General features: G+C 67.6%; 17 protein-coding genes. 11 read left to right on the top strand and 6 right to left on the bottom strand.

Annotation, left to right across the window (positions count from 1 at the left end; all coding sequences use genetic code 11):
- The first annotated feature begins 81 nt into the window (after positions 1 to 81).
- Positions 82 to 846 carry a FadR/GntR family transcriptional regulator gene (locus tag WIX39_RS12325; protein WP_409195083.1) on the top strand — a complete coding sequence of 255 codons (765 nt, stop codon included), beginning with the start codon at positions 82 to 84 and terminating at the stop codon, positions 844 to 846.
- 42 nt (positions 847 to 888) lie between these two features.
- Here the strand turns inward: WIX39_RS12325 and WIX39_RS12320 are convergent, their stop codons facing one another.
- Positions 889 to 1,848, bottom strand: a complete 960-nt coding sequence (locus tag WIX39_RS12320; protein WP_081266838.1) for a LysR family transcriptional regulator — start codon at positions 1,846 to 1,848, stop codon at positions 889 to 891.
- A gap of 105 nt (positions 1,849 to 1,953) precedes the next feature.
- Between WIX39_RS12320 and WIX39_RS12315 the strand changes: the two genes are divergently transcribed.
- Positions 1,954 to 3,309 (top strand): aspartate aminotransferase family protein, encoded by a 1,356-nt coding sequence (locus WIX39_RS12315; protein WP_409195082.1) that lies wholly within the window; start codon positions 1,954 to 1,956, stop codon positions 3,307 to 3,309.
- A gap of 77 nt (positions 3,310 to 3,386) precedes the next feature.
- Positions 3,387 to 4,835 carry an MFS transporter gene (locus WIX39_RS12310; RefSeq protein WP_106935193.1) on the top strand — a complete coding sequence of 483 codons (1,449 nt, stop codon included), beginning with the start codon at positions 3,387 to 3,389 and terminating at the stop codon, positions 4,833 to 4,835.
- 118 nt (positions 4,836 to 4,953) lie between these two features.
- Here WIX39_RS12310 and WIX39_RS12305 read toward each other — a convergent pair whose 3' ends face one another.
- Entirely contained in the window at positions 4,954 to 6,240 is a 1,287-nt protein-coding gene (locus tag WIX39_RS12305; RefSeq protein ID WP_106935194.1) for an SUMF1/EgtB/PvdO family nonheme iron enzyme, read from the bottom strand.
- Between the two features lie 162 nt (positions 6,241 to 6,402).
- On the opposite strand from WIX39_RS12305, the gene WIX39_RS12300 reads away from it, so the two are divergent.
- Together WIX39_RS12300 and WIX39_RS12295 are read left to right on the top strand one after the other, a co-directional pair.
- A complete protein-coding gene (locus WIX39_RS12300; RefSeq protein ID WP_081266842.1) occupies positions 6,403 to 7,029 on the top strand; it encodes a TRAP transporter small permease subunit in 627 nt (208 codons plus the stop codon).
- Between the two features lie 19 nt (positions 7,030 to 7,048).
- Complete coding sequence (locus tag WIX39_RS12295; RefSeq protein WP_081266843.1) at positions 7,049 to 8,884, top strand: TRAP transporter large permease; 1,836 nt, start codon at positions 7,049 to 7,051, stop codon at positions 8,882 to 8,884.
- Between the two features lie 69 nt (positions 8,885 to 8,953).
- Here WIX39_RS12295 and WIX39_RS12290 read toward each other — a convergent pair whose 3' ends face one another.
- A complete protein-coding gene (locus tag WIX39_RS12290; protein WP_081266844.1) occupies positions 8,954 to 10,036 on the bottom strand; it encodes a TRAP transporter substrate-binding protein in 1,083 nt (360 codons plus the stop codon).
- Positions 10,037 to 10,257: 221 nt separating this feature from the next.
- On the opposite strand from WIX39_RS12290, the gene WIX39_RS12285 reads away from it, so the two are divergent.
- From WIX39_RS12285 to WIX39_RS12265, 5 genes are all read left to right on the top strand, one after another.
- Positions 10,258 to 11,412, top strand: a complete 1,155-nt coding sequence (locus WIX39_RS12285; protein WP_106935196.1) for an ABC transporter substrate-binding protein — start codon at positions 10,258 to 10,260, stop codon at positions 11,410 to 11,412.
- 130 nt (positions 11,413 to 11,542) lie between these two features.
- Positions 11,543 to 12,424, top strand: a complete 882-nt coding sequence (locus WIX39_RS12280; RefSeq protein WP_081266845.1) for a branched-chain amino acid ABC transporter permease — start codon at positions 11,543 to 11,545, stop codon at positions 12,422 to 12,424.
- Position 12,425: 1 nt separating this feature from the next.
- On the top strand, positions 12,426 to 13,289 hold the full coding sequence (locus tag WIX39_RS12275) for a branched-chain amino acid ABC transporter permease (RefSeq protein ID WP_409195081.1): 864 nt from the start codon (positions 12,426 to 12,428) through the stop codon (positions 13,287 to 13,289).
- Positions 13,286 to 14,089, top strand: coding sequence for an ABC transporter ATP-binding protein (locus WIX39_RS12270; protein ID WP_081266847.1), 804 nt, complete (start codon positions 13,286 to 13,288; stop codon positions 14,087 to 14,089). Before WIX39_RS12275 ends, WIX39_RS12270 begins: the two co-directional genes overlap by 4 nt.
- The gene (locus WIX39_RS12265) at positions 14,086 to 14,817 is read left to right on the top strand and encodes an ABC transporter ATP-binding protein (protein ID WP_409195080.1); all 732 of its coding nucleotides are present in this window, start codon (positions 14,086 to 14,088) and stop codon (positions 14,815 to 14,817) included. The genes WIX39_RS12270 and WIX39_RS12265 overlap by 4 nt, the downstream gene beginning before the upstream one ends.
- Before the next feature lie 142 nt (positions 14,818 to 14,959).
- On the opposite strand, the gene dxs is transcribed toward WIX39_RS12265, so the two are convergent.
- The 3 genes from dxs to xseB are packed head-to-tail and all read right to left on the bottom strand — an operon-like array spanning position 14,960 to position 18,022.
- Complete coding sequence (gene dxs, locus WIX39_RS12260) at positions 14,960 to 16,813, bottom strand: 1-deoxy-D-xylulose-5-phosphate synthase (RefSeq protein ID WP_409195079.1); 1,854 nt, start codon at positions 16,811 to 16,813, stop codon at positions 14,960 to 14,962.
- 22 nt (positions 16,814 to 16,835) lie between these two features.
- Entirely contained in the window at positions 16,836 to 17,759 is a 924-nt protein-coding gene (locus WIX39_RS12255; RefSeq protein WP_409195078.1) for a polyprenyl synthetase family protein, read from the bottom strand.
- The gene (gene xseB / locus WIX39_RS12250) at positions 17,756 to 18,022 is read right to left on the bottom strand and encodes an exodeoxyribonuclease VII small subunit (protein WP_081266851.1); all 267 of its coding nucleotides are present in this window, start codon (positions 18,020 to 18,022) and stop codon (positions 17,756 to 17,758) included. The genes WIX39_RS12255 and xseB overlap by 4 nt, the downstream gene beginning before the upstream one ends.
- A 230-nt stretch (positions 18,023 to 18,252) precedes the next feature.
- On the opposite strand from xseB, the gene WIX39_RS12245 reads away from it, so the two are divergent.
- On the top strand, positions 18,253 to 19,392 hold the full coding sequence (locus WIX39_RS12245) for an aromatic ring-hydroxylating oxygenase subunit alpha (RefSeq protein WP_081266852.1): 1,140 nt from the start codon (positions 18,253 to 18,255) through the stop codon (positions 19,390 to 19,392).
- Positions 19,393 to 19,395: the final 3 nt, after the last annotated feature.

Raw genomic sequence — 19,395 nt, 5'->3', positions numbered from 1 at the left:
CCGGAGCTCGCCGATGACGCCGTTTAAGATCGCGCGCTGTTGCGCATCCCGCGCATCTCCCGATGGGCATGGAGCGTTTCAATGAGAGTGGGGCAGAACCGTCCTAAGCGGCAAAAGCTCTCGGACGTCATCGTCGAAGACGTCAAGCGCTGGATCGTGGCGGAGCGCAAGCAGCCCGGCGACCGGCTACCGAACGAGAAAGAACTGATCGAGCTTTTCGGGTACTCGAAGAGCACGGTGCGCGAGGCGCTGAAGGCGCTGGAGGTGCGCGGGCTGGTCTCCATCCGCACGGGGCCCGGCGGCGGGGCCTACCTGCAGCAGGTGTCGGTCGATCATGCGTCGGAGCCGCTGCGCAACTTCCTGCATTTCCATCACCTGGACGGGCACCATATCTATCAGTTGCGCAAGGCACTGGAGCCTGAACTGGCCGTGAGCGTGGTCGGCAGGCTGACGCCGGAGCAGTTCGACAAGCTCGAGGAAAACATCCGCCTGTGCACCATCGAGCCGACCAACGAGGACGAACTGCGCACCCAGCGCGAGGCGGAACTCGCCTTCCACACCATGCTGGCGGAGAGCTGCCCCAATCCGGTGCTTTCGTTCATGTGCCGCTTTCTCAACGACCTGCTGCGCGACCTGGTGGTCTACAAGAATGCGCTGGACCACCACCACTTCGGCGAGACGAATGTCGACTACCACACGCAGCTGCTCGCGGCCTACCGCAAGGAAGACGCTGAGGAAGTGCGCCGGCTGATGGCCGAGCACATGGTGGATGCAGAAGCGCACATGCACGAGATGGAGGCGCACATCGGGGCCAAGCATTTGCTGCTGCCCAGCGGGCAGCGATAGGCCGGTCCGTTCAGGGGGTGTGCACCGGAGAAACGGCGAAGGTCAGGCGTGCGCCCGCTCCAGGCAATCCTGAAACGCCAGCACGGCCCGCGACGGCTTCGGCGAACGCCGCAGCAGGCTCACGAATTTGCATGCGTAGTTGAACCGGGCCGGCAGCACCGCCTTCATCAGCCCGCGCTCCTCGAACACCTGCGCATAGTGGTCGGGCAGAAAGCCCAGGAAGCGGCCCGACAGGATCAGCGTGGCAATCGCCTCTTGGTCGAAGCCAGTCGCCTTGCGCGACAACCGCGCCCTGTGGCTCAGCTCCATGTTGGGCGAGTGATAGCCCAGCCCCGCGAAATGGTGTTCGCCCAGCTTGCCCCAGGTGAGCCTGGCATGGGGGCTGTCGAACAGGGGATGGCCCTTGCCGCAGTACAGCAGCATCGTCTCGTCGAACAGGTCCGCGTACACCAGGCTCTGCGAGGCGCGGTGCGCCGGGATGATGCCGATCTGGAAGTTGCCTTCCAGCACCCCCTGCTCTATGGCGTTGATGGAGCCCACGTGCACCGCCAGGCTCACCTCCGGCGCTATCTCGGTGAAACGCGCAATGGCCTCGCCGATGCGCGCCTTCGGGTTGGTCGCGGTCTTGTCGAACAGCGCCACCTCCAGCTGCCCGCCCATGCGGTTGTGGATGTCGTCGATGCTGCCGCGAAAGGCGTCGACCGAAGCCAGCAGGCGCAGGGTCTCGTCGTACACGCGCTGGCCCTCGGCGGTGAGTGCGAAACCCGCCCTGCCCCGGCGGCACAGCACCAGGCCCAGCCGTGTTTCCAGGTCTTTCACATGCCGGCTCACGGTGGAGGTGCCGATGTTCAGCTCCAGCTCGGCGGCCGCCATGCCGCCGCAGTCGACCACGCTCTTGAAAACCTTGAGCAGCCGCAGGTCCATGTCGCTGAGCTGCCCCAGGACGGCGCGATTGCGGGCACTGTTCTGGGCACCGTTTTGGGCCTTGGCCTTTACTTGCATGAAGTGTCAAGTGAACATTGATATTGCGCCATTCTCCACACTGAAGGGTCTGCCAACAATCGGCGCATTCACAACCCCCTCCGGAGCCCGCCCGCGCGGAACGCCATGACCCTTGCAGCCCCCGCCCTCGAACCCACGCCCGCCACGCGGACCGACGCCGCCTGGCTCGACGCGCACTGGATGCCCTACACCGGCAACCGCAACTTCAAGGCCGATCCGCGGATCATCGTGGAGGCCAAGGGCGCCTACTTCACCGACATCGACGGCCGCAAGATCTTCGACGGCCTCTCGGGCCTGTGGTGTTCGGGCCTGGGCCACGGCCGCCCCGAGATCACCGAGGCAGTGAGCCGCCAGATCGCCAAGCTCGACTACTCGCCCGCGTTCCAGTTCGGCCATCCGCTGTCGTTCGAGCTGGCCAACAGGATCAAGGAACTGACGCCTGCCGGGCTGGACTACGTGTTCTTCACCGGCTCGGGCTCCGAAGCCGCCGACACCTCGCTGAAGATGGCGCGCGCCTACTGGCGCACCAAGGGACAGGCCAGCAAGACTCGCCTGATCGGCCGCGAGAAGGGCTACCACGGCGTCAACTACGGCGGCATCTCGGTGGGCGGCATCGCGGCCAACCGCAAGCTGTTCGGCCAGGGCGTCGAGGCCGACCACCTGCCGCACACGCAACTCGCTTCCAACGCCTTCACGCGCGGCATGGCAGAGAACGGCGCCGAACTGGCCGACCGCCTGCTCGACCTGATCGCGCTGCACGACGCATCGAACATCGCGGCCGTCATCGTGGAACCTTTCGCGGGTTCGGCCGGCGTGGTGATTCCGCCCAAGGGCTACCTGAAGCGCCTGCGCGACATCTGCACCGCCAACAACATCCTGCTGATCTTCGACGAAGTGATCACCGGTTTCGGCCGCTGCGGCGCGCTCACGGGCTCGGAAGCCTTCGGCGTCACGCCCGACATCATGAACATCGCCAAGCAGGTGACCAACGGCGCGCAGCCGCTGGGCGCCGTGGTCGCCAGCAAGGAAATCTACGACACCTTCATGGCGGCAGGCGGCCCCGACTACATGCTCGAGTTCCCGCACGGCTACACCTACGGCGCGCACCCGGTGGCCTGCGCCGCCGGCATCGCCGCGCTCGACGTACTGCAGAAGGAAGACATGATCGGCCGCGTGCAGGCGCTGGCGCCGCACTTCGAGAACGCGGTGCACAGCCTGAAGGGCATCAAGCACGTCAACGACATCCGCAACTTCGGCCTGGCCGCCGGCCTGACCATTGCCGCGGTGCCGGGCGAGCCCGCGCGCCGTCCGTACGAGATCGCCATGAACTGCTGGAAGAAGGGCTTCTACGTGCGCTACGGCGGCGACACCATCCAGCTGGCACCGCCCTTCATCGCCGAGAAGGCCGAGATCGACCGCATGGTCAACGCGCTGGCCGACGCATTGGCGGAGACGGCCTGAGTCCGTCGCGGCCTCCGGCCTGATCGGAGGCCAGGTCCTACAGGCGGCGCGCCGGCCGCCTTTCAATAATCGGTGGCATGACGGCTCTGCGCAGCGACATTCCCGCCCGCCTGGACCGCCTGCCGTGGTCGCGCTGGCATTGGCGCGTGGTGATCGCGCTGGGCGTGGCCTGGGTGCTCGACGGCCTGGAGGTCACGCTGGTGGGCTCCATCGGGGCGGTGCTGGAGCGGCCCGACACGCTGGGCCTCACCGCCGGCGAGATCGGCCTGTCGGGCTCGGTGTACGTGGCGGGCGCGGTGCTGGGCGCCCTGATCTTCGGGCGGCTCACCGACCGGCTCGGGCGCAAGAAGCTCTTTCTCGTCACGCTGGTGGTCTACACGGTGGGCACGCTGGCCACGGCTTTTTCTCCGGATTTCGCTTTCTTCGCGCTCTGCCGCTTCGTTACCGGACTGGGCATCGGCGGCGAGTACGCGGCCATCAACTCGGCCATCGACGAGTTGATTCCGGCGCGCGTGCGCGGGCGCGTCAACCTCGCGATCAACGGCAGCTTCTGGATCGGCGCGGCGCTCGGCGCGGGGCTGAGCCTGGTGCTGCTGGACCCTCATGTGATCGGCCCGGTGTGGGGCTGGCGCGCGGGCTTCGCGCTGGGCGCGGTGCTGGCGGTGGCCATCCTGCTGGTGCGGCGCGACGTGCCGGAAAGCCCGCGCTGGCTCATTGCGCACGGGCGCGCGGACGAAGCCCGGCGCATCGTCGAGCAGATCGAAGCGGAGGTCTCGGCGCAGCACGGCCCGCTGCCCGCGCCGCAGGGCCATGTGGACTACACCGACGCTCGCCAGACCAGCCCCTCGATGCGCGAAGTGGCGCGCGTGCTGTTCAAGCGCTACCGCCAGCGCAGCGTGGTCGCGCTTGCGCTGATGGTGTCGCAGGCGTTCTTCTACAACGCGATTTTCTTCACCTACGCGCTGGTCCTCACGCGCTTCTACGGCGTGCCCGAAGCCAGCGTGGCGCTGTACATCTTTCCGTTCGCGCTCGGCAACGTGCTCGGCCCGCTGCTGCTGGGCCCGCTGTTCGACAGCCTGGGCCGGCGCAAGATGATCGCGCTGACCTATGTGCTCGCGGGCGTGGGCCTGGCGCTCACCGGCTGGGCGTTCATGATGGGCTGGCTCGACGCGCGCAGCCAGGCGCTGTGCTGGTCGGCCGTGTTCTTCCTGGCCTCGGCGGCCGCCAGCTCGGCCTACCTCACCGTGAGCGAAGTGTTCCCGCTGGAAATGCGCGCGATGGCCATCGCCATCTTCTATGCCGTCGGCATGGGCGCGGGCGGCTTCGTGGCGCCGGTGCTGTTCGGCCTGCTGATAGAGACAGGCAGCCGTGGCGCGGTGATGGTGGGCTACGGTATCGGCGCGGCGCTGGTCATCGTGGCCGGGCTGCTGGCCCTGCGCTATGCGGCCGACGCGGAGCGCAAGCCGCTGGAAGAAGTGGCGCCGCCGCTGGCGGCCGACCCGGGCGTGGTTGCTCGAAAAGATTGAGACCACACCACCGCGTTCCGCCGTGAGCGCCGCGGAACCGGCTTCGCCGGGCCGCAGGCGCTGCCCCCCGGAAGGGGGTTGGCGAAGCGACACGAAGTGCGCGCAGCCTGGGGGCAAGTCAAAGACTGCAGGTACGGAAGCCGAAGAATCCGTCGTCGCGCTCCGGCAAGGCGAAGCCGCGCCGCTTGGGTGAACGAAGACGCGCGCGTGTCGCGAACGAGGCGCCGCGCAGCACGCGTGCACGCCCGAATGCAGCAGCGGGATCGAACTCCCCGCCCGCGCTCCACGGATCGGCACGGTAGCCGGGCCAGGGGCTCAGCGTACCGGCGGTCCACTCGTGCACGTCGGCCCAGCGGAAGCCGCGCCGAGCGGCGGTGTGCGCGGCGATCTCCCATTCGACCTCGGTCGCCACGCGGCGTCCCGCCCAGCGCGCCCAGGCATCGGCCTCCCACCAGCTCAGGTGCACCGCGCTGTGGTGGCCGGCGGCGCGCACCGTCGCGCCAAAACGATGCTGCAGCACCGAGCCCCCGGAGCCGTGCCGCGCGGCGCCGATCTGCTCCACATGGCGCGGCCCGCGCCGCCCTTCGATCTGGGCCGAGAGCCAGCGCCAGCCTTCGCCGCGCCACAGTTCCTCGCGGTCGTAGCCGCCGTCGTCGACGAACTCGACATACTGGTTCCAGGTGACGGGCTGGGCGTCGATCTCGAACTCCGGCACGTCGACGCGATGCGCGCTGCGTTCCTGCGCAAAGGCGAAGCCGCTCTCGGGCATGCCCAGTTCCCAGCGGGTGGCCGGCAGCAGCAGCGGCTCGCGCGTGACGACGATGGGCGCCTGCTCGACGCCCAGAGGCAGCCCCAGCGTCTGCGCCATCACGACGAACTGTTCGCCGCGCAGGTCTTCATGCGCCAGCGCCAGCCTGTAGAAGTAGAGGCCGGCGTCGGTCTCGGCCGCATGCTCCAGCAGTTCGAGCGTGCTCTCCAGCGTCTCGAGCAGGTAGGCCTTGGTCTGGGCGAGGTCGGGCAGCCCGGGCGACCAGCGCTGGTCGGGCGTGGCCTGCGCCGGGTTCCACCAACTGTCGGCGCCGGGCTCGATGGCCGCCAGCCGCGTGGGCCGCACCGGGCAATCGGCACCGAAGGCGCGCTGGGTGTTGCGGCCGATCCACCATTCGGCGAACCAGCCGATATGGCCGGCCAGCCAGACCGGCGGCACGACATCGGGCCCGCGCGGCGTCGGCATGCCTTCCCCGAGCGCCTGCTCGAAGAGCGACAGCAGGTGCAGCGTGTGGTTGCGCGCGTCGATCAGCGCCAGGGAAAGCAGATCCCGGCCGGCCCGGCTCATGTCGGGGGAGTCGATCGATTGGGACGTCGCCACGGCCGGGGCCGGAGGGGGGCGCGGTGTCTGGTCCATGAAACATTATGGCCAAGCCACGCCTCCGGGTAGCCCCCAGAAGACACTTTCGATTACATCGATAGAATCCGCACCGCCTCACGCACCCGACCCGCTGGCACACAAGGCCAGTGCGTCGGGTGCGGTCGTATGTGGGGCATCCAATACAAAAATGGAGATGAAATGCAAGGCTTGCTCAAGCTTTCCCGGGCCATCGACTGGCTCAACGCCCAGGTGGGCAAATACGCGATCTGGCTGATCCTGGCCGCCACGGTGATCAGCGCCCTCAACGCGGTGGTGCGCAAGATATTCAACACCAGCTCCAACGCGTTTCTCGAAGTGCAGTGGTATCTGTTCGCCTGGTCGTTCCTGATCGCCGCCGGCTTCACGCTGCTGCACCGCGAGCATGTGCGCATCGACGTCATCAACAGCCGCCTGTCCAAGCGCAAGCAGGTGTGGATCGACATCATCGGCTTCGCATTCTTCCTGACGCCGCTGTGCCTGACGGTGCTCTACCTGTCGATGCCCGTGGTGATCCAGATGTACAAGTCGGGCGAGATGTCCGGCAACTCGGGCGGGCTGATCCGCTGGCCCGTGTGGGCGGCGCTGCCGGCCGGCTTCGTGCTGCTGATGCTGCAGGGCTGGTCCGAGCTGATCAAGCGCATCGCCTTCCTGCGCGGCCAAGGCCCCGACCCCATGGGCCGGCTGACCGACAAGACGGCCGAGGCCGAGCTGATCGAAGCCCTGCGCCTGCAGGCCGAGAAAGACGCAGCCAAGGCCGGCACGGCCGCTCCCGGCACGCAACACTGAACGGCCGAGCACAGACACCATGGAATTCATTGTTGCCAACTTCGCCCCGATCATGTTCGCGGGGCTGATCTGCTTCCTGCTGCTGGGCTATCCCGTCGCATTCAGCCTCGGGGCCTGCGGCCTGTTCTTCGGTCTCGTCGGCATCGAGCTCGGCGTGTTCCAGTCGTCGGTGATGGCCTGGCTGCCCCAGCGGCTGATCGGCATCATGGCCAACGACACACTGCTGGCGGTGCCCTTCTTCACGCTCATGGGGCTCATATTGGAGCGCAGCGGCATGGCCGAGGACCTGCTCGACACGGTCGGCCAGGTCTTTGGCCCGATGCGCGGCGGCCTGGCGCTGGCGGTGATCTTCGTCGGCGCGCTGCTGGCGGCCACCACCGGCGTGGTGGCGGCATCGGTCATCTCGATGGGCCTGATCTCGCTGCCGATCATGCTGCGCTACGGCTACGACCGGCGGCTGTCCAGCGGCGTGATTGCCGCATCGGGCACGCTGGCGCAGATCATCCCGCCCTCGCTGGTGCTGATCATCATGGCCGACCAGCTCGGCAAGAGCGTCGGCGACATGTACAAGGGCGCCTTCCTGCCCGGCTTCATGCTGATGGGCCTGTACGTGGTCTATGTCGTGTTCCTCGCGATCTTCCGGCCCGCGCAGGTGCCGGCGCTGCCGCCCGAGGCCCGCACCTTCCGCGAACCCAACGGCAGCGGCGGCTACACGTCGCTGGTGGCGCTCGCCGCGCTGTCGGCCGTGGTGGCGGTCTGGCTGGCGCGCAACATGGCGGCCGTGCACACCTGGTTCCAGGGCCAGGAAGTGACCTCGGTGGCCACCGACGAGAAGGTCGTGGTCGCCATGTGCGGCGGCGTGTTCGTGGCCCTGGTGATCGCGCTGATCAACAAGGGCCTGAAGCTCAACCTGCTGTCGCGGCTGGCCGAGCGCGTGACCTTCGTGCTCATTCCTCCGCTGCTGCTGATCTTCCTGGTGCTGGGCACCATCTTCCTGGGCGTGGCCACGCCCACCGAGGGCGGCGCAATGGGCGCCCTGGGCGCGCTGATCATGGCCTGGGTGCGCCGGCGCATGAGCCTCACGCTGCTGAAGCAGGCGCTGGCCTCCACCACCAAGCTGTCGAGCTTCGTGATGTTCATCCTGATCGGCGCCACGGTGTTCAGCCTGGTGTTCCAGGCCGCCGACGGCCCGATCTGGGTCGAGCACCTGCTGTCGTCCCTGCCCGGCGGCCCGGTGGGCTTCCTGATCGCGGTGAACGTGCTGGTGTTCTTCCTGGCGTTCTTCCTGGACTACTTCGAGCTGTCGTTCATCGTGGTGCCGCTGCTGGCGCCCGTGGCCCACAAGCTGGGCATCGACCTGATCTGGTTCGGCGTGCTGCTGGCTGTGAACATGCAGACCTCGTTCATGCACCCGCCCTTCGGCTTCGCGCTGTTCTTCCTGCGCTCCGTCGCACCCGACAAGCAATACGTTGACCGCGTGACCCAGAAGGTCATGGAGCCGGTGACGACGATGCAGATCTACAAGGGTGCGATCCCGTTCGTGCTGATCCAGCTCACCATGGTGGGCGTGCTGATCGCGTTCCCGCAGATCGTGACGGGCGCGCTCGACAAGGAGGTGAAGGTCAACCTCGACGACATCGGGGCGCAGATGCGCGACAGCCTGAAGCCCGAGGACGGCGGACCGGCCGCCGACCCCTACGGCGGCCCCGAGGAAGCCGCGCCGGGCGCCGAACCGCAGCCGGGCGCGGAAGGCGCCGCACCGGCACCGCCCCCCGAGGCCGCCCCGGCCGACAGCGGCGAGACCGATCCCATGAAGGCCATGCAGGACGCGCTCAAGCAGCAGCAGAAGCCCTGAACGGCCCCGCAAGCCAAAAGGCCGCCCCGTTTGCACGGGGCGGCCTTTTTCATGCGGGTCGCGTCGGTATCAGATCTTGACCGAGTTCATGTACTGGTTGAACGGGTACTCCGAGAAGCGGTTCCACAGGATCTGGTCGCGCTGGAAGGCGCGCATGTCCTGGTGGATCTTCTTGAACTCGGGCGACTTGGCTTCGTGCTCGGCGAAGACTTCCATCGAGGCCTTGAAGCCCGCGTCCATCACGGCCTTGGGGAACGGCTTGAGTTCGGTCTTGGCGGCAACCAGGCGCTTGAGCGCCACCGGGTTGTAGGCGTCGTACTTGGCGATCATGTCGCGCGCGGCGACCTTGGTGGCCGCGTCGAGGATGGCCTTGTTCTCGTCCGACAGCTTGGCGAAGGCCTTGTTGTTGATGAAGAACTCGAGGTCGGCGCCGCCTTCCCACCAGCCGGGGTAGTAGTAGTACGGGGCCACCTTGTTGAAGCCCAGCTTCTCGTCGTCGTAGGGACCGACGAACTCGGCGGCGTCCAGCGTGCCCTTTTCGAGCGCCTGGTACACGTCGCCGGCGGGCATGTTCTGCGACACCACGCCCAGCTTGGCCATGGCCTCGCCGAACACGCCGCCGCCCATGCGCATCTTCAGGCCCTTGAGGTCGGCGACCGTCTTGATCTCCTTGCGGTACCAGCCGCCCATCTGCGTGCCGGTGTTGCCGGCGCTGGCGGTGCGGAAGTTGTATTGCGCGAAGAAGGCGTCGAGCAGCTTGCGGCCGTTGCCGTACTCTTTCCACGAGTCGGTCTGGCGTGCGGTCAGGCCGAAGGGCACTGCGCAGCTGAACGCGAAGATCGGATCCTTGCCGGTGAAGTAATACGCGGCGGTCTGCGCCATTTCGAGCGTGTCGCCCTGCAGTGCGTCGACCACGCCGAATGCGGGCATCAGCTCGCCGGCGGGGTGGACCGAGATTTCGAACTTGCCGCCGGACAGTGCCTTGACGGTCTTCGACAGCATTTCGGCGCTGCCGAAAATCGTGTCGAGCGAGCGCGGGAAGCTCGAGGCCAGGCGCCAGCGGACTGCGGTCTGCGCATGAACGGCAGGCGCAATGCCGGCAGCCAAAACGCCGGCGATGCCGGCGTTTTTGATTAGGGAACGACGATCCATTGATAGCTCTCCGAGTTCTTTGAAAAAACAAAACGCGGCTTGTGACCGCGTTGGGGACTTTTGTATAAGCCCGGGCGATTGTAAAAACGCGCTTACAGCCTCCGGCGGGGGTTTACCCTGCGCCCGGCGCCTCCCCCTGTCGCGCGCGAACTCGGTCTCGTGTAGACGAGGCATAAAATGTTATATCGCCTTACATACACCGCTGGAAACGGCATCAAGACATGAGACTCCCTAACTCCTTCAAGCCCGCACTGCTCGCGTTCGCCGCAGCCACCGCTTTCGGCGCGCAAGCCGCCGACATCAAGATCGGCGTCGCAGCCGCCCTGTCCGGCGGTGCCGCGCAGTACGGCGCCGCCATCCGCAACGGCTTCCAGCTGGCCGCGGACGAAATCAACGCCGCCGGCGGCATCAACGGCGACAAGATCGTGCTGGCCGTCGAAGACGAGCAAGGCAAGAAGGAAGACGCGATCAACGTCTTCAAGAAGCTGATCTTCCAGGACAAGGTCCTGATGACCTTCGGCCCCACGCTGTCGAACTCGGCCCAGGCGGCCGACCCGATCGCCCAGGCCGCCAAGACCGTGGCCTTCGGCACCTCGAACACGGCCGACGGCATCACCTCGATCGGCGACTACGTGTTCCGCAACTCCGTGACCGAAGCCGACGTGCTGCCCGAGACCCTGCGCGTGGCCATCAAGCACGGCAACGTGAAGAAGGTCGCCGTGCTGTACGGCAACGACGACGTGTTCACCAAGAGCGGCTACGACAACTTCAAGAAGGCCCTGGAAGACCTGAAGCTGCCCGTGACCACGACCGAGACCTTCGCCAAGGGCGACGTCGACTTCAAGGCCCAGCTCACCAAGATCAAGGCCACCAACCCCGACGCCATCGTGCTGTCGGCACTGCTGGCCGAAGGCGCGCCGATCATGGTGCAGGCCCGCCAGCTCGGCCTGAACGTGCCGGTCATCGGCGGCAACGGCATGAACTCGACCAAGATCTTCGACCTGGCCAAGGGCAGCTCGGACAACCTGTACGTCGGCAGCCCCTGGTCGGCCAGCAACGCCACGCCCGAGAACACCAAGTTCCAGAAGGCCTACAACGACAAGTTCAAGATGGCGCCCGACCAGTTCGCCGCGCAGGCCTACGACGGCCTGTACGTGGTGGCCCAGGCGCTCAAGGGCGTGAAGCTGTCGGGCAACCTGGCGGCCGACCGCACGGCCCTGCGCGACGCGCTGCCCAACGTGAAGTGGACCGGCGCCACCGGCGCCTTCGCCTTCACACGCGCCAAGGACAAGGCCGGCAAGCCCGCCGGCTACGACGCGCAGCAGACGGCCATCGTGAGTGTCACGAAGGGCACCGCGTTCGTGATCGAGAAGTAAGCAAGCAGTCCCGGTGGCGGGCCGCGCGGCCCGCCATGCCTCCCGCATATGGCGCAGGACAGTCACTGCGCCGTTTTCTTTTTTGATTTGCCGCAACACGCCTCGTGCCGCGGCCTGACGAAAGCCCATCGTGCTCGATCAGCAGCTTGTCAATGCCTTGTCGCTGGGGTGCGTCTACGCACTCTTCGCGCTCGGCTTCACACTCATCTTCGGCGTGCTCGGCGTCATCAACCTCTCGCACGGCGCGGTGTTCATGGTCGGCGCGTATGCCGCGGCCGAATTCATGCGCGTGTCGGGCATGCCGCTGTGGGTCGGCCTGCCATTCGCCTTCGCCTTCTGCGGCGTGCTGGGGTTCCTGGTCGACGTGCTGGTGCTCAAACCGCTGCGCAAGCGCAACGCACCCCACCTGATCCCGATGATCGCCACCATCGGCGTGGCCATCATCCTGAACAACGGCATCCAGGGCATCTTCGGCGCGGAGAACCTGCGCTTCCCGCCCGGCACCATTCCCGACGACGCGCTGGTGTTCGCCGGCATCCACGTCACCGTGCTCGAGCTGGGCATCGTGCTCGCATCGTTCGTGCTGATGGGCGTGCTGATGCTGTCGCTGCAGCGCACCCAACTGGGCCGCGCGCTGCGCGCCATTGCCGAGTCGCCCAAGGCGGCGTACCTGGTGGGCGTGAACGTCGAGGGCCTGTTCTTCCTGACCTCGTTCGTGGCCGCCGGCCTGGGCGGCGTGGCGGGGGTGCTGATCGGGCTGTACTCGAACGCGCTCTTCCCGCTGATGGGCCAGCCGATGCTCGAGAAGGGCATCGCGGTGATCATCCTGGGCGGCATGGGCGACATCCGCGGCGCGCTGCTCGGCGGCCTGTTCCTCGGTTTCGCCGAGGTGCTGTCGGTGGCCTACGTGGGCTCCAACATGCGCGACGCGGTGGCCTTCGGCCTGCTGTTCCTCGTGCTGCTGGTGCGCCCGAAGGGCCTGTTCGGTTCGCTGAAGGAGCGCAAGGTCTGACATGGAAGCTTTCGACAACTTCTGGTCGGTCTACAGCAACCTGGTGCTCTCGCTGGGCATCAACGGGCTGCTGGCGCTCTCGATCTGGCTCACCCTCGCCTGCGGCATGCTGGCGCTGGCCAACGCCGCATTCATGGGCATCGGCGCGTACACCGCGTCGATCCTCACGCTGAACTACGGCGCGCCGTTACCGGTGGCGATTGCCGCGGGCATGGCCGCGCCGGCGCTGGTCGCCTTCATCATCGGCAAGCCGACGCTGCGGCTGTCGGGCGTGTACTTGGCCATGGCCACGCTGGCCTTCGGCGAGGTGGTGCGCATCGCCATCCTGAACGCCGAGTCGCTCACGGGCGGCGCGCTGGGCCTGAACGGCATTCCGCAATCCACCGAGTGGTGGCACGTGGCGCTGGCGCTGGTGCTCGTGCTGCTGGTGCTGTGGCGCATCCGCCGCTCCAAGGTCGGGCGCGCCTTCGAGGCCATCAAGGAAGACGAGACCGCCGCCGGCCTGATGGGCATCGACGTGGCGGGCCACAAGATGCTGGCCTTCGTGCTGGGCGGCGCCATTGCCGGCCTGGCGGGCACGCTGAACGCGCACCTGACCTTCTTCATCGGCCCGGCCGAATACGGCTTCAACCGCGCGGTCGACATCCTGACGATGGCCATCCTCGGCGGCATCGGCAGCCTCACCGGCCCGGTGCTGGGCGGCACCATCCTCACGCTGCTGCCGGAAACGCTGCGCGGCCTGGGCGCCTTCCGCCTGGTGGTCAATGGCTTCATCCTGGTGCTGATCGTGCTGTTCCTGCCCAAGGGCATCTGGGACCCGGCGCGCATCCGCCAGTGGTTCGGACGCAAGGGGAGCGCGGCATGAGCGACAACACCCTTCTCACGTTGAAGAACGTGTCGCGCCATTTCGGCGGGCTCAAGGTCCTGCAGGACGTGAACCTGGACATCCCGAAGGGCGGGATCTTCGGGCTGATCGGCCCGAACGGTGCCGGCAAGACGACGGTGTTCAACCTGATCACCGGCCTGCTGCCCACCACCAGCGGCACCATCCACTTCCAGGGCCAAGACCTGGCGGGCCGCAAGCCCTTCCAGATCACCCGTGGCGGCATCGCGCGCACCTTCCAGAACATCCGCATCTTCAAGGAGATGTCGCTGCTGGAAAACGTGACCGTGGGCATGGACGCCAAGCTGCGCTACGGCCCGCTGGGCCTGCTCGCAAGCACGGGCCTGTTCCGCAGCGAGGAAAAGCGCGCCCGCGACCGCGCGCGCGAACTGCTGAGCTGGGTCAAGCTGGACCACAAGGCCAACGACGTGGCCGACAACCTCTCCTACGGAGACCAGCGCAAGCTGGAGCTGGCACGCGCGCTGGCCACCGAGCCCACGCTGCTGCTGCTCGACGAGCCGGTGGCCGGCATGAACAGCACCGAGAAGAGCGAGCTGATGGTCGAGATCGAAAACATCGCGGCGCGCGGCTTCACGGTCTTCATGATCGAGCACGACATGCGCTTCGTGATGGGGTTGTGCCAGCAGATCGCGGTGCTGAACTTCGGCCGCATCATCGCGCGCGGCGGCCCCGAGCAGATCCGCAACGACCCGCAGGTGATCGAGGCCTACCTCGGCCGCGAAGACGACGAAGCCACGAACGACCAGGAGACCGCGGCATGAGCGCCGGCACCACGACCCCATTGCTGCAGGTGCAGGACCTGAAGGTGAACTTCGGCCATGTGCAGGCGGTGAAGGGCATCGATTTCGAGCTCCACGAAGGGCAGATCACCACGCTGGTGGGCGCCAACGGCGCGGGCAAGTCGACCACGCTGCTGGCGCTGTCGGGCCTCGTCAAGAAGACGAGCGGGCGCGTGCTGTTCGCGGGCCAGGACATCACCGCGCTGTCGCCCCACAAGATCGTGGCCGGCGGCGTTGTGCAGGTGGCCGAGGGCCGCGCCACGCTGACCACGCTCACGGTGCGCGACAACCTGGAGCTGGGCGGCTACACGCGCCGCGATGGCGCCGCGGCCCGCGCGGCCGACCTGGAACGCATCTACGCCCTGTTCCCGGTGCTGAAGGATCGGGCCGATGGCCTGGCCGGCAACCTCTCGGGCGGCGAGCAGCAGATGCTGGCCATCGGCCGCGCCCTGATGGCCAAGCCGCGCGTGCTGCTGCTGGACGAGCCCTCGATGGGCCTGGCGCCGATCATCGTGCAGGACATCTTCCGCACGCTGCGCGAGATCAACAAGCAGGGGCTGACGATCTTCCTGGTGGAACAGAACGTGCGCCAGGCACTGAAGATCGCGGACCGGGCCTATGTGATCGAGACGGGCAGCATCGTGCTGTCGGGCACCGGGCGGGAACTGCTGGGCAACCCGAAGGTGCAGGACGCGTACCTGGGGAGCTGACGGGTCTTTGGTATTCCTCCCTCCCCCGCTGGGGGAGGGTCGGGGTGGGGGCTCGGCGGCCTTCGAACCGCAGCGGCCTCTCCAGCGCCGCTTGCCCCCATCCCAGCCTTCCCCCAGAGGGGGAAGGAGCAAGACCGAAACCTCAGTTGCGGCCGAAGCGGTCCGCGATGGACTTCTCGATCCCCGCCGCATCGAGCCCGATGCCGGCCAGCAGCTTCGCCGGATCGCCATGCTCGATGAACTGGTCGGGCAAGCCCAGCTGCAGCACCGGCTTCTGCACGTTGGGCGCCTGCAGCGCCTCGAGCACCGCGCTGCCGGCGCCGCCCATGATGGCGCCCTCTTCCAGCGTCACGATGGCATCGTGCGTGCGCGCGACCTGCAGCAGCAGTTCGACGTCCAGCGGCTTGGCCCAGCGCATGTTGACCACCGTGGCGTCGAGCGACTCGGCTGCCGCGAGCGCCGGATACAGCAGCGTGCCGAAGGCGAGGATCGCGATGCGCTTGCCTTCGCGGCGGATCTCGCCCTTGCCCAGGGGCAGTGCGTCGAGCGTGAGGTGCGGCGCCACGCCGGCGCCCGAGCCGCGCGGATAGCGCACCGCCACCGGGTGGCTCTGCTCGTAGGCGCTGGACAGCAGCTGGCGGCACTCGCGCTCGTCGGCCGGGCACGCGATGCTCATGTTCGGAATGCAGCGCAGGAACGGAATGTCGTAGGCACCCGCGTGCGTGGCGCCGTCGGCACCCACGAGCCCCGCGCGGTCGAGCGCGAACACCACCGGCAGGTTCTGGATCGCCACGTCGTGGATCAGTTGGTCGTAGGCGCGCTGCAGGAAGGTCGAGTAGATGGCGACCACCGGCTTCAGCCCTTCGCAGGCCAGGCCGGCGGCGAAGGTGACGGCGTGCTGCTCGGCGATGCCGACGTCGTAGTAGCGGCCGGGGAAGCGCTTTTCGAACTCCACGAGCCCCGAGCCCTCGCGCATCGCGGGCGTGATGCCCACGAGGCGGCCGTCGGCGGCGGCCGTGTCGCACAGCCACTGGCCGAACACCTGCGTGAAGGTCTGCTTGGCCGGGGCGGTGGACTTGACCAGCCCCACCTGCGGATCGAACTTGCCGGGGCCGTGGTAGGCCACCGGGTCGGCCTCGGCCAGCTTGTAGCCCTGCCCCTTCTTGGTGACCACGTGCAGGAACTGCGGGCCTTCCAGGTGCTTGAGGTTCTCGAGCGTGGGCACCAGCGAATCGAGGTCGTGGCCGTCGATGGGGCCGACATAGTTGAAGCCGAACTGCTCGAACAGCGTGGCCGGCACCACCATGCCCTTGGCATGCTGCTCCAGCCGCTTGGCCAGCTCGAACAGCGGCGGCGCGTTGCGCAGCACGCTCTTGCCCACGCTCTTGGCGGCGGCGTAGAAATTGCCGCTCATCAGCTGCGCAAGGTAGCGGTTGAGCGCGCCCACCGGCGGGCTGATCGACATGTCGTTGTCGTTCAGGATCACGAGCAGCTTGCAGTCGCACACGCCCGCGTTGTTCAGCGCCTCGAAGGCCATGCCGGCGGTGAGCGCGCCGTCGCCGATGATGGCCACGGTGTGGCGGTCCTCGCCCTTCTGCTTGGCGGCCATGGCCATGCCCAGCGCGGCCGAGATGCTGGTCGACGAATGGGCGGTGCCGAAGGTGTCGTACTCGCTCTCGCTGCGCTGCGGAAAGCCCGAGATGCCGCCGATCTGCCGCAGCGTGGGCATGCGCTCGCGCCGGCCGGTGAGGATCTTGTGGGGGTAGGTCTGGTGGCCCACGTCCCACACCAGCCGGTCGTGCGGCGTGTTGAACACGTGGTGCAGCGCGACCGTCAGCTCGACCGTGCCGAGGTTCGAGCTCAGGTGGCCGCCGGTGCGCGAGACGTTGTCGAGCACGCAGGCGCGCACCTCGTCGGACAGCTGGCGCAGCTGCGCCCGGTCGTACTTGCGGATCGGCGCGGGGTCGTGGAGTGTGGGAAGCAGCGGAGCAGCCATGGGGGAGGTTTGTTCTTTTCTCTCAGCGATCGCGGTCGACCACCATGTGGGCCAGTGCGCGCAGGGCGGCGGTGTCGGCCAGGCCGCTGTTTTCCAGCGCGGCGAGCGCGTCGGCCAGCAGCTGGCGGGCCTGGGCGCGCGCCCCGTCGAGGCCGAGCAGCGATACGTAGGTGGGCTTGTCGGCCGCGGCATCCTTGCCGGCGGTCTTGCCCAGGGTTTGCGAATCGGCCGTGACGTCGAGGATGTCGTCGACCACCTGGAACGCGAGGCCGATGGCCGCGCCGTAGTCACGCAGCGCGGCCAGCACGGCCGGCGACACGGCGCCGCAGGCGGCCCCCATCTCGACGCTGCCCTGCAGCAGCGCGCCGGTCTTCAGGCGGTGCATTTCGCGCAGCCGCGCTTCGTCGAGCGCGATGCCCACGCTGGCCAGGTCGATGGCCTGGCCGCCGGCCATGCCCTGGCTGCCCGCGGCGCGCGCGAGCAGGCGGCACAGCAGGGCCTGGGTGGCCGCGGGGATCTCGTCGCCTTCAGGCGTGAGCAGCTCGAAGGCCAGTGCCTGCAGCGCGTCGCCGGCCAGCAGGGCGTCGGCCTCGCCGAACTTGACGTGCACCGTGGGTTTGCCGCGCCGCAGCACGTCGTTGTCCATGCAGGGCAGGTCGTCGTGCACCAGCGAATAGGCGTGTATCAGCTCGGTGGCGCAGGCGGCGCGCAGCGCGGCGGCCTTGTTGCCGCCCACGGCCTCGCTGGCGGCCAGCACCAGCAGGGGCCTCAGGCGCTTGCCGCCGTCGAGCACGGCATAGCGCATGGCGTCGCCCAGCAGCACGGGGGCGTCGACGCCGACCCAGCGCGAGAGCGCCGCCTCGACATTCGCCAGATGGGGATCACACCAGCCGGCCAGGGTCTTTGCGTCCCACCGGGGGGGAGCCGTGGTCGTGGCCGCGCTCATTCGGAAGTCCAGACCTTCAGGCTGCCCGCATCGAGCACCTTGATCTGGTCTTCGACCGCCTGCAGCTTGTCGCGGCAGAAGGCGAGCAGCGCGGCGCCGCGCTGGTAGCTGACGAGCAACTGGTCGAGGGGCAGCTGGCCTGATTCGAGTTCCGCAACCAGTTTCTCCAGCTCCTGGAGCCCGGCTTCGTAACTGGCGGGCAGCGGGCCCGTATCAGGCGTTGCCGCCGGGCTGGACGAGGAAGGGGTTGGCACCTTGGGCATGCAAGCGAAACGTGGGTGAAACCGGGCATTTTAGGACTGGGACGGGAACAAGCGGCCACCGCCTGCGGGCCACCCCGGCACGGACCGAGCCAAAAGATGCCCCCCGGGTACAATGCGAACTTCTCTCGTTGGCAACGCCAGCACATTCTTCGGGCCGCCGAGCCATCCAGGCGGCGCCTTTCCGTTCTTTTTTCCTTTTTCTCCCTGTGGGGAGCTTGGTCAGGTCCTCCATGTCTGATTTAAGTCTTCAACTGCAGCAGGCCGCGAGCCAACTTCCAGTTTCCGCGTATTTCGACGAGGCGCTCTATGCCCGCGAAATGCAAAACCTTTTCGCGCGAGGGCCCCGCTATGTCGGCCATCGCCTGGCCGTGCCCGAACAGGGTGATTTCCACACCCTGCCGCAGGAGCACCAGGGCCGCGCGCTGGTCCACACGCCCAAGGGCGTGGAGCTGATCTCCAACGTCTGCCGCCACCGCCAGGCCCTGATCCTGCAGGGCCGGGGCCGGCTCGAGAGCCAGACCGGCGGCAACATCGTCTGCCCGCTGCACCGCTGGACCTACGCCGCGAGCGACCCGCGCACCACGGGCACCCTGATCGGCGCGCCGCACTTCGAGCAGGACCCCTGCCTGAACCTGCACAACTACCCGCTGACCGAATGGAACGGCCTTCTGTTCGAGAAGAACGCCGACGGCTCCGGCCCCGACGTGGCCGCCGACATGGCCGGCCTCGGCCCGCAGGCCGACCTCGATTTCTCGGGCTACGCGCTCGACCGCGTCGAGCTGCACGAGTGCAACTACAACTGGAAGACCTTCATCGAGGTCTACCTCGAGGACTACCACGTCGGCCCGTTCCACCCGGGGCTGGGCAGCTTCGTCACCTGCGACGACCTGCGCTGGGAGTTCAAGCCCCGCTATTCGGTGCAGACGGTGGGCGTGGCCAACCGCCTGGGCCGCGCGGGCAGCCCGATCTACCAGAAATGGCAGGAGCAGCTGCTCAAGTACCGCGACGGCAAACCGCCGAAGTACGGCGCCATCTGGCTCACCTACTACCCGCACGTGATGGTCGAGTGGTATCCGCACGTGCTCACCGTGTCCACGCTGCACCCGGTGAGCCCGACCAGGACGCTCAACATGGTCGAGTTCTTCTACCCCGAGGAAATCGTCGCCTTCGAGCGCGAATTCGTCGAAGCCCAGCAGGCCGCCTACATGGAAACCTGCGTGGAAGACGACGAGATCGCCGAGCGCATGGACGCGGGCCGCCGCGCGCTGATGCTGCGCGGCGACAACGAGACCGGCCCCTACCAGAGCCCCATGGAAGACGGCATGCAGCAGTTCCACGAGTGGTACAAGGCTGCGATGCAGCAGCCCTGAGCC

It is taken from the genome of Variovorax sp. AB1(2024), from assembly GCF_037482385.2.
Taxonomy (GTDB): Bacteria; Pseudomonadota; Gammaproteobacteria; order Burkholderiales; family Burkholderiaceae_C; genus Variovorax.
The sequence above is the reverse complement of the archived record's forward strand: the minus strand, read 5'-3'. Positions and strand labels throughout refer to the sequence as shown.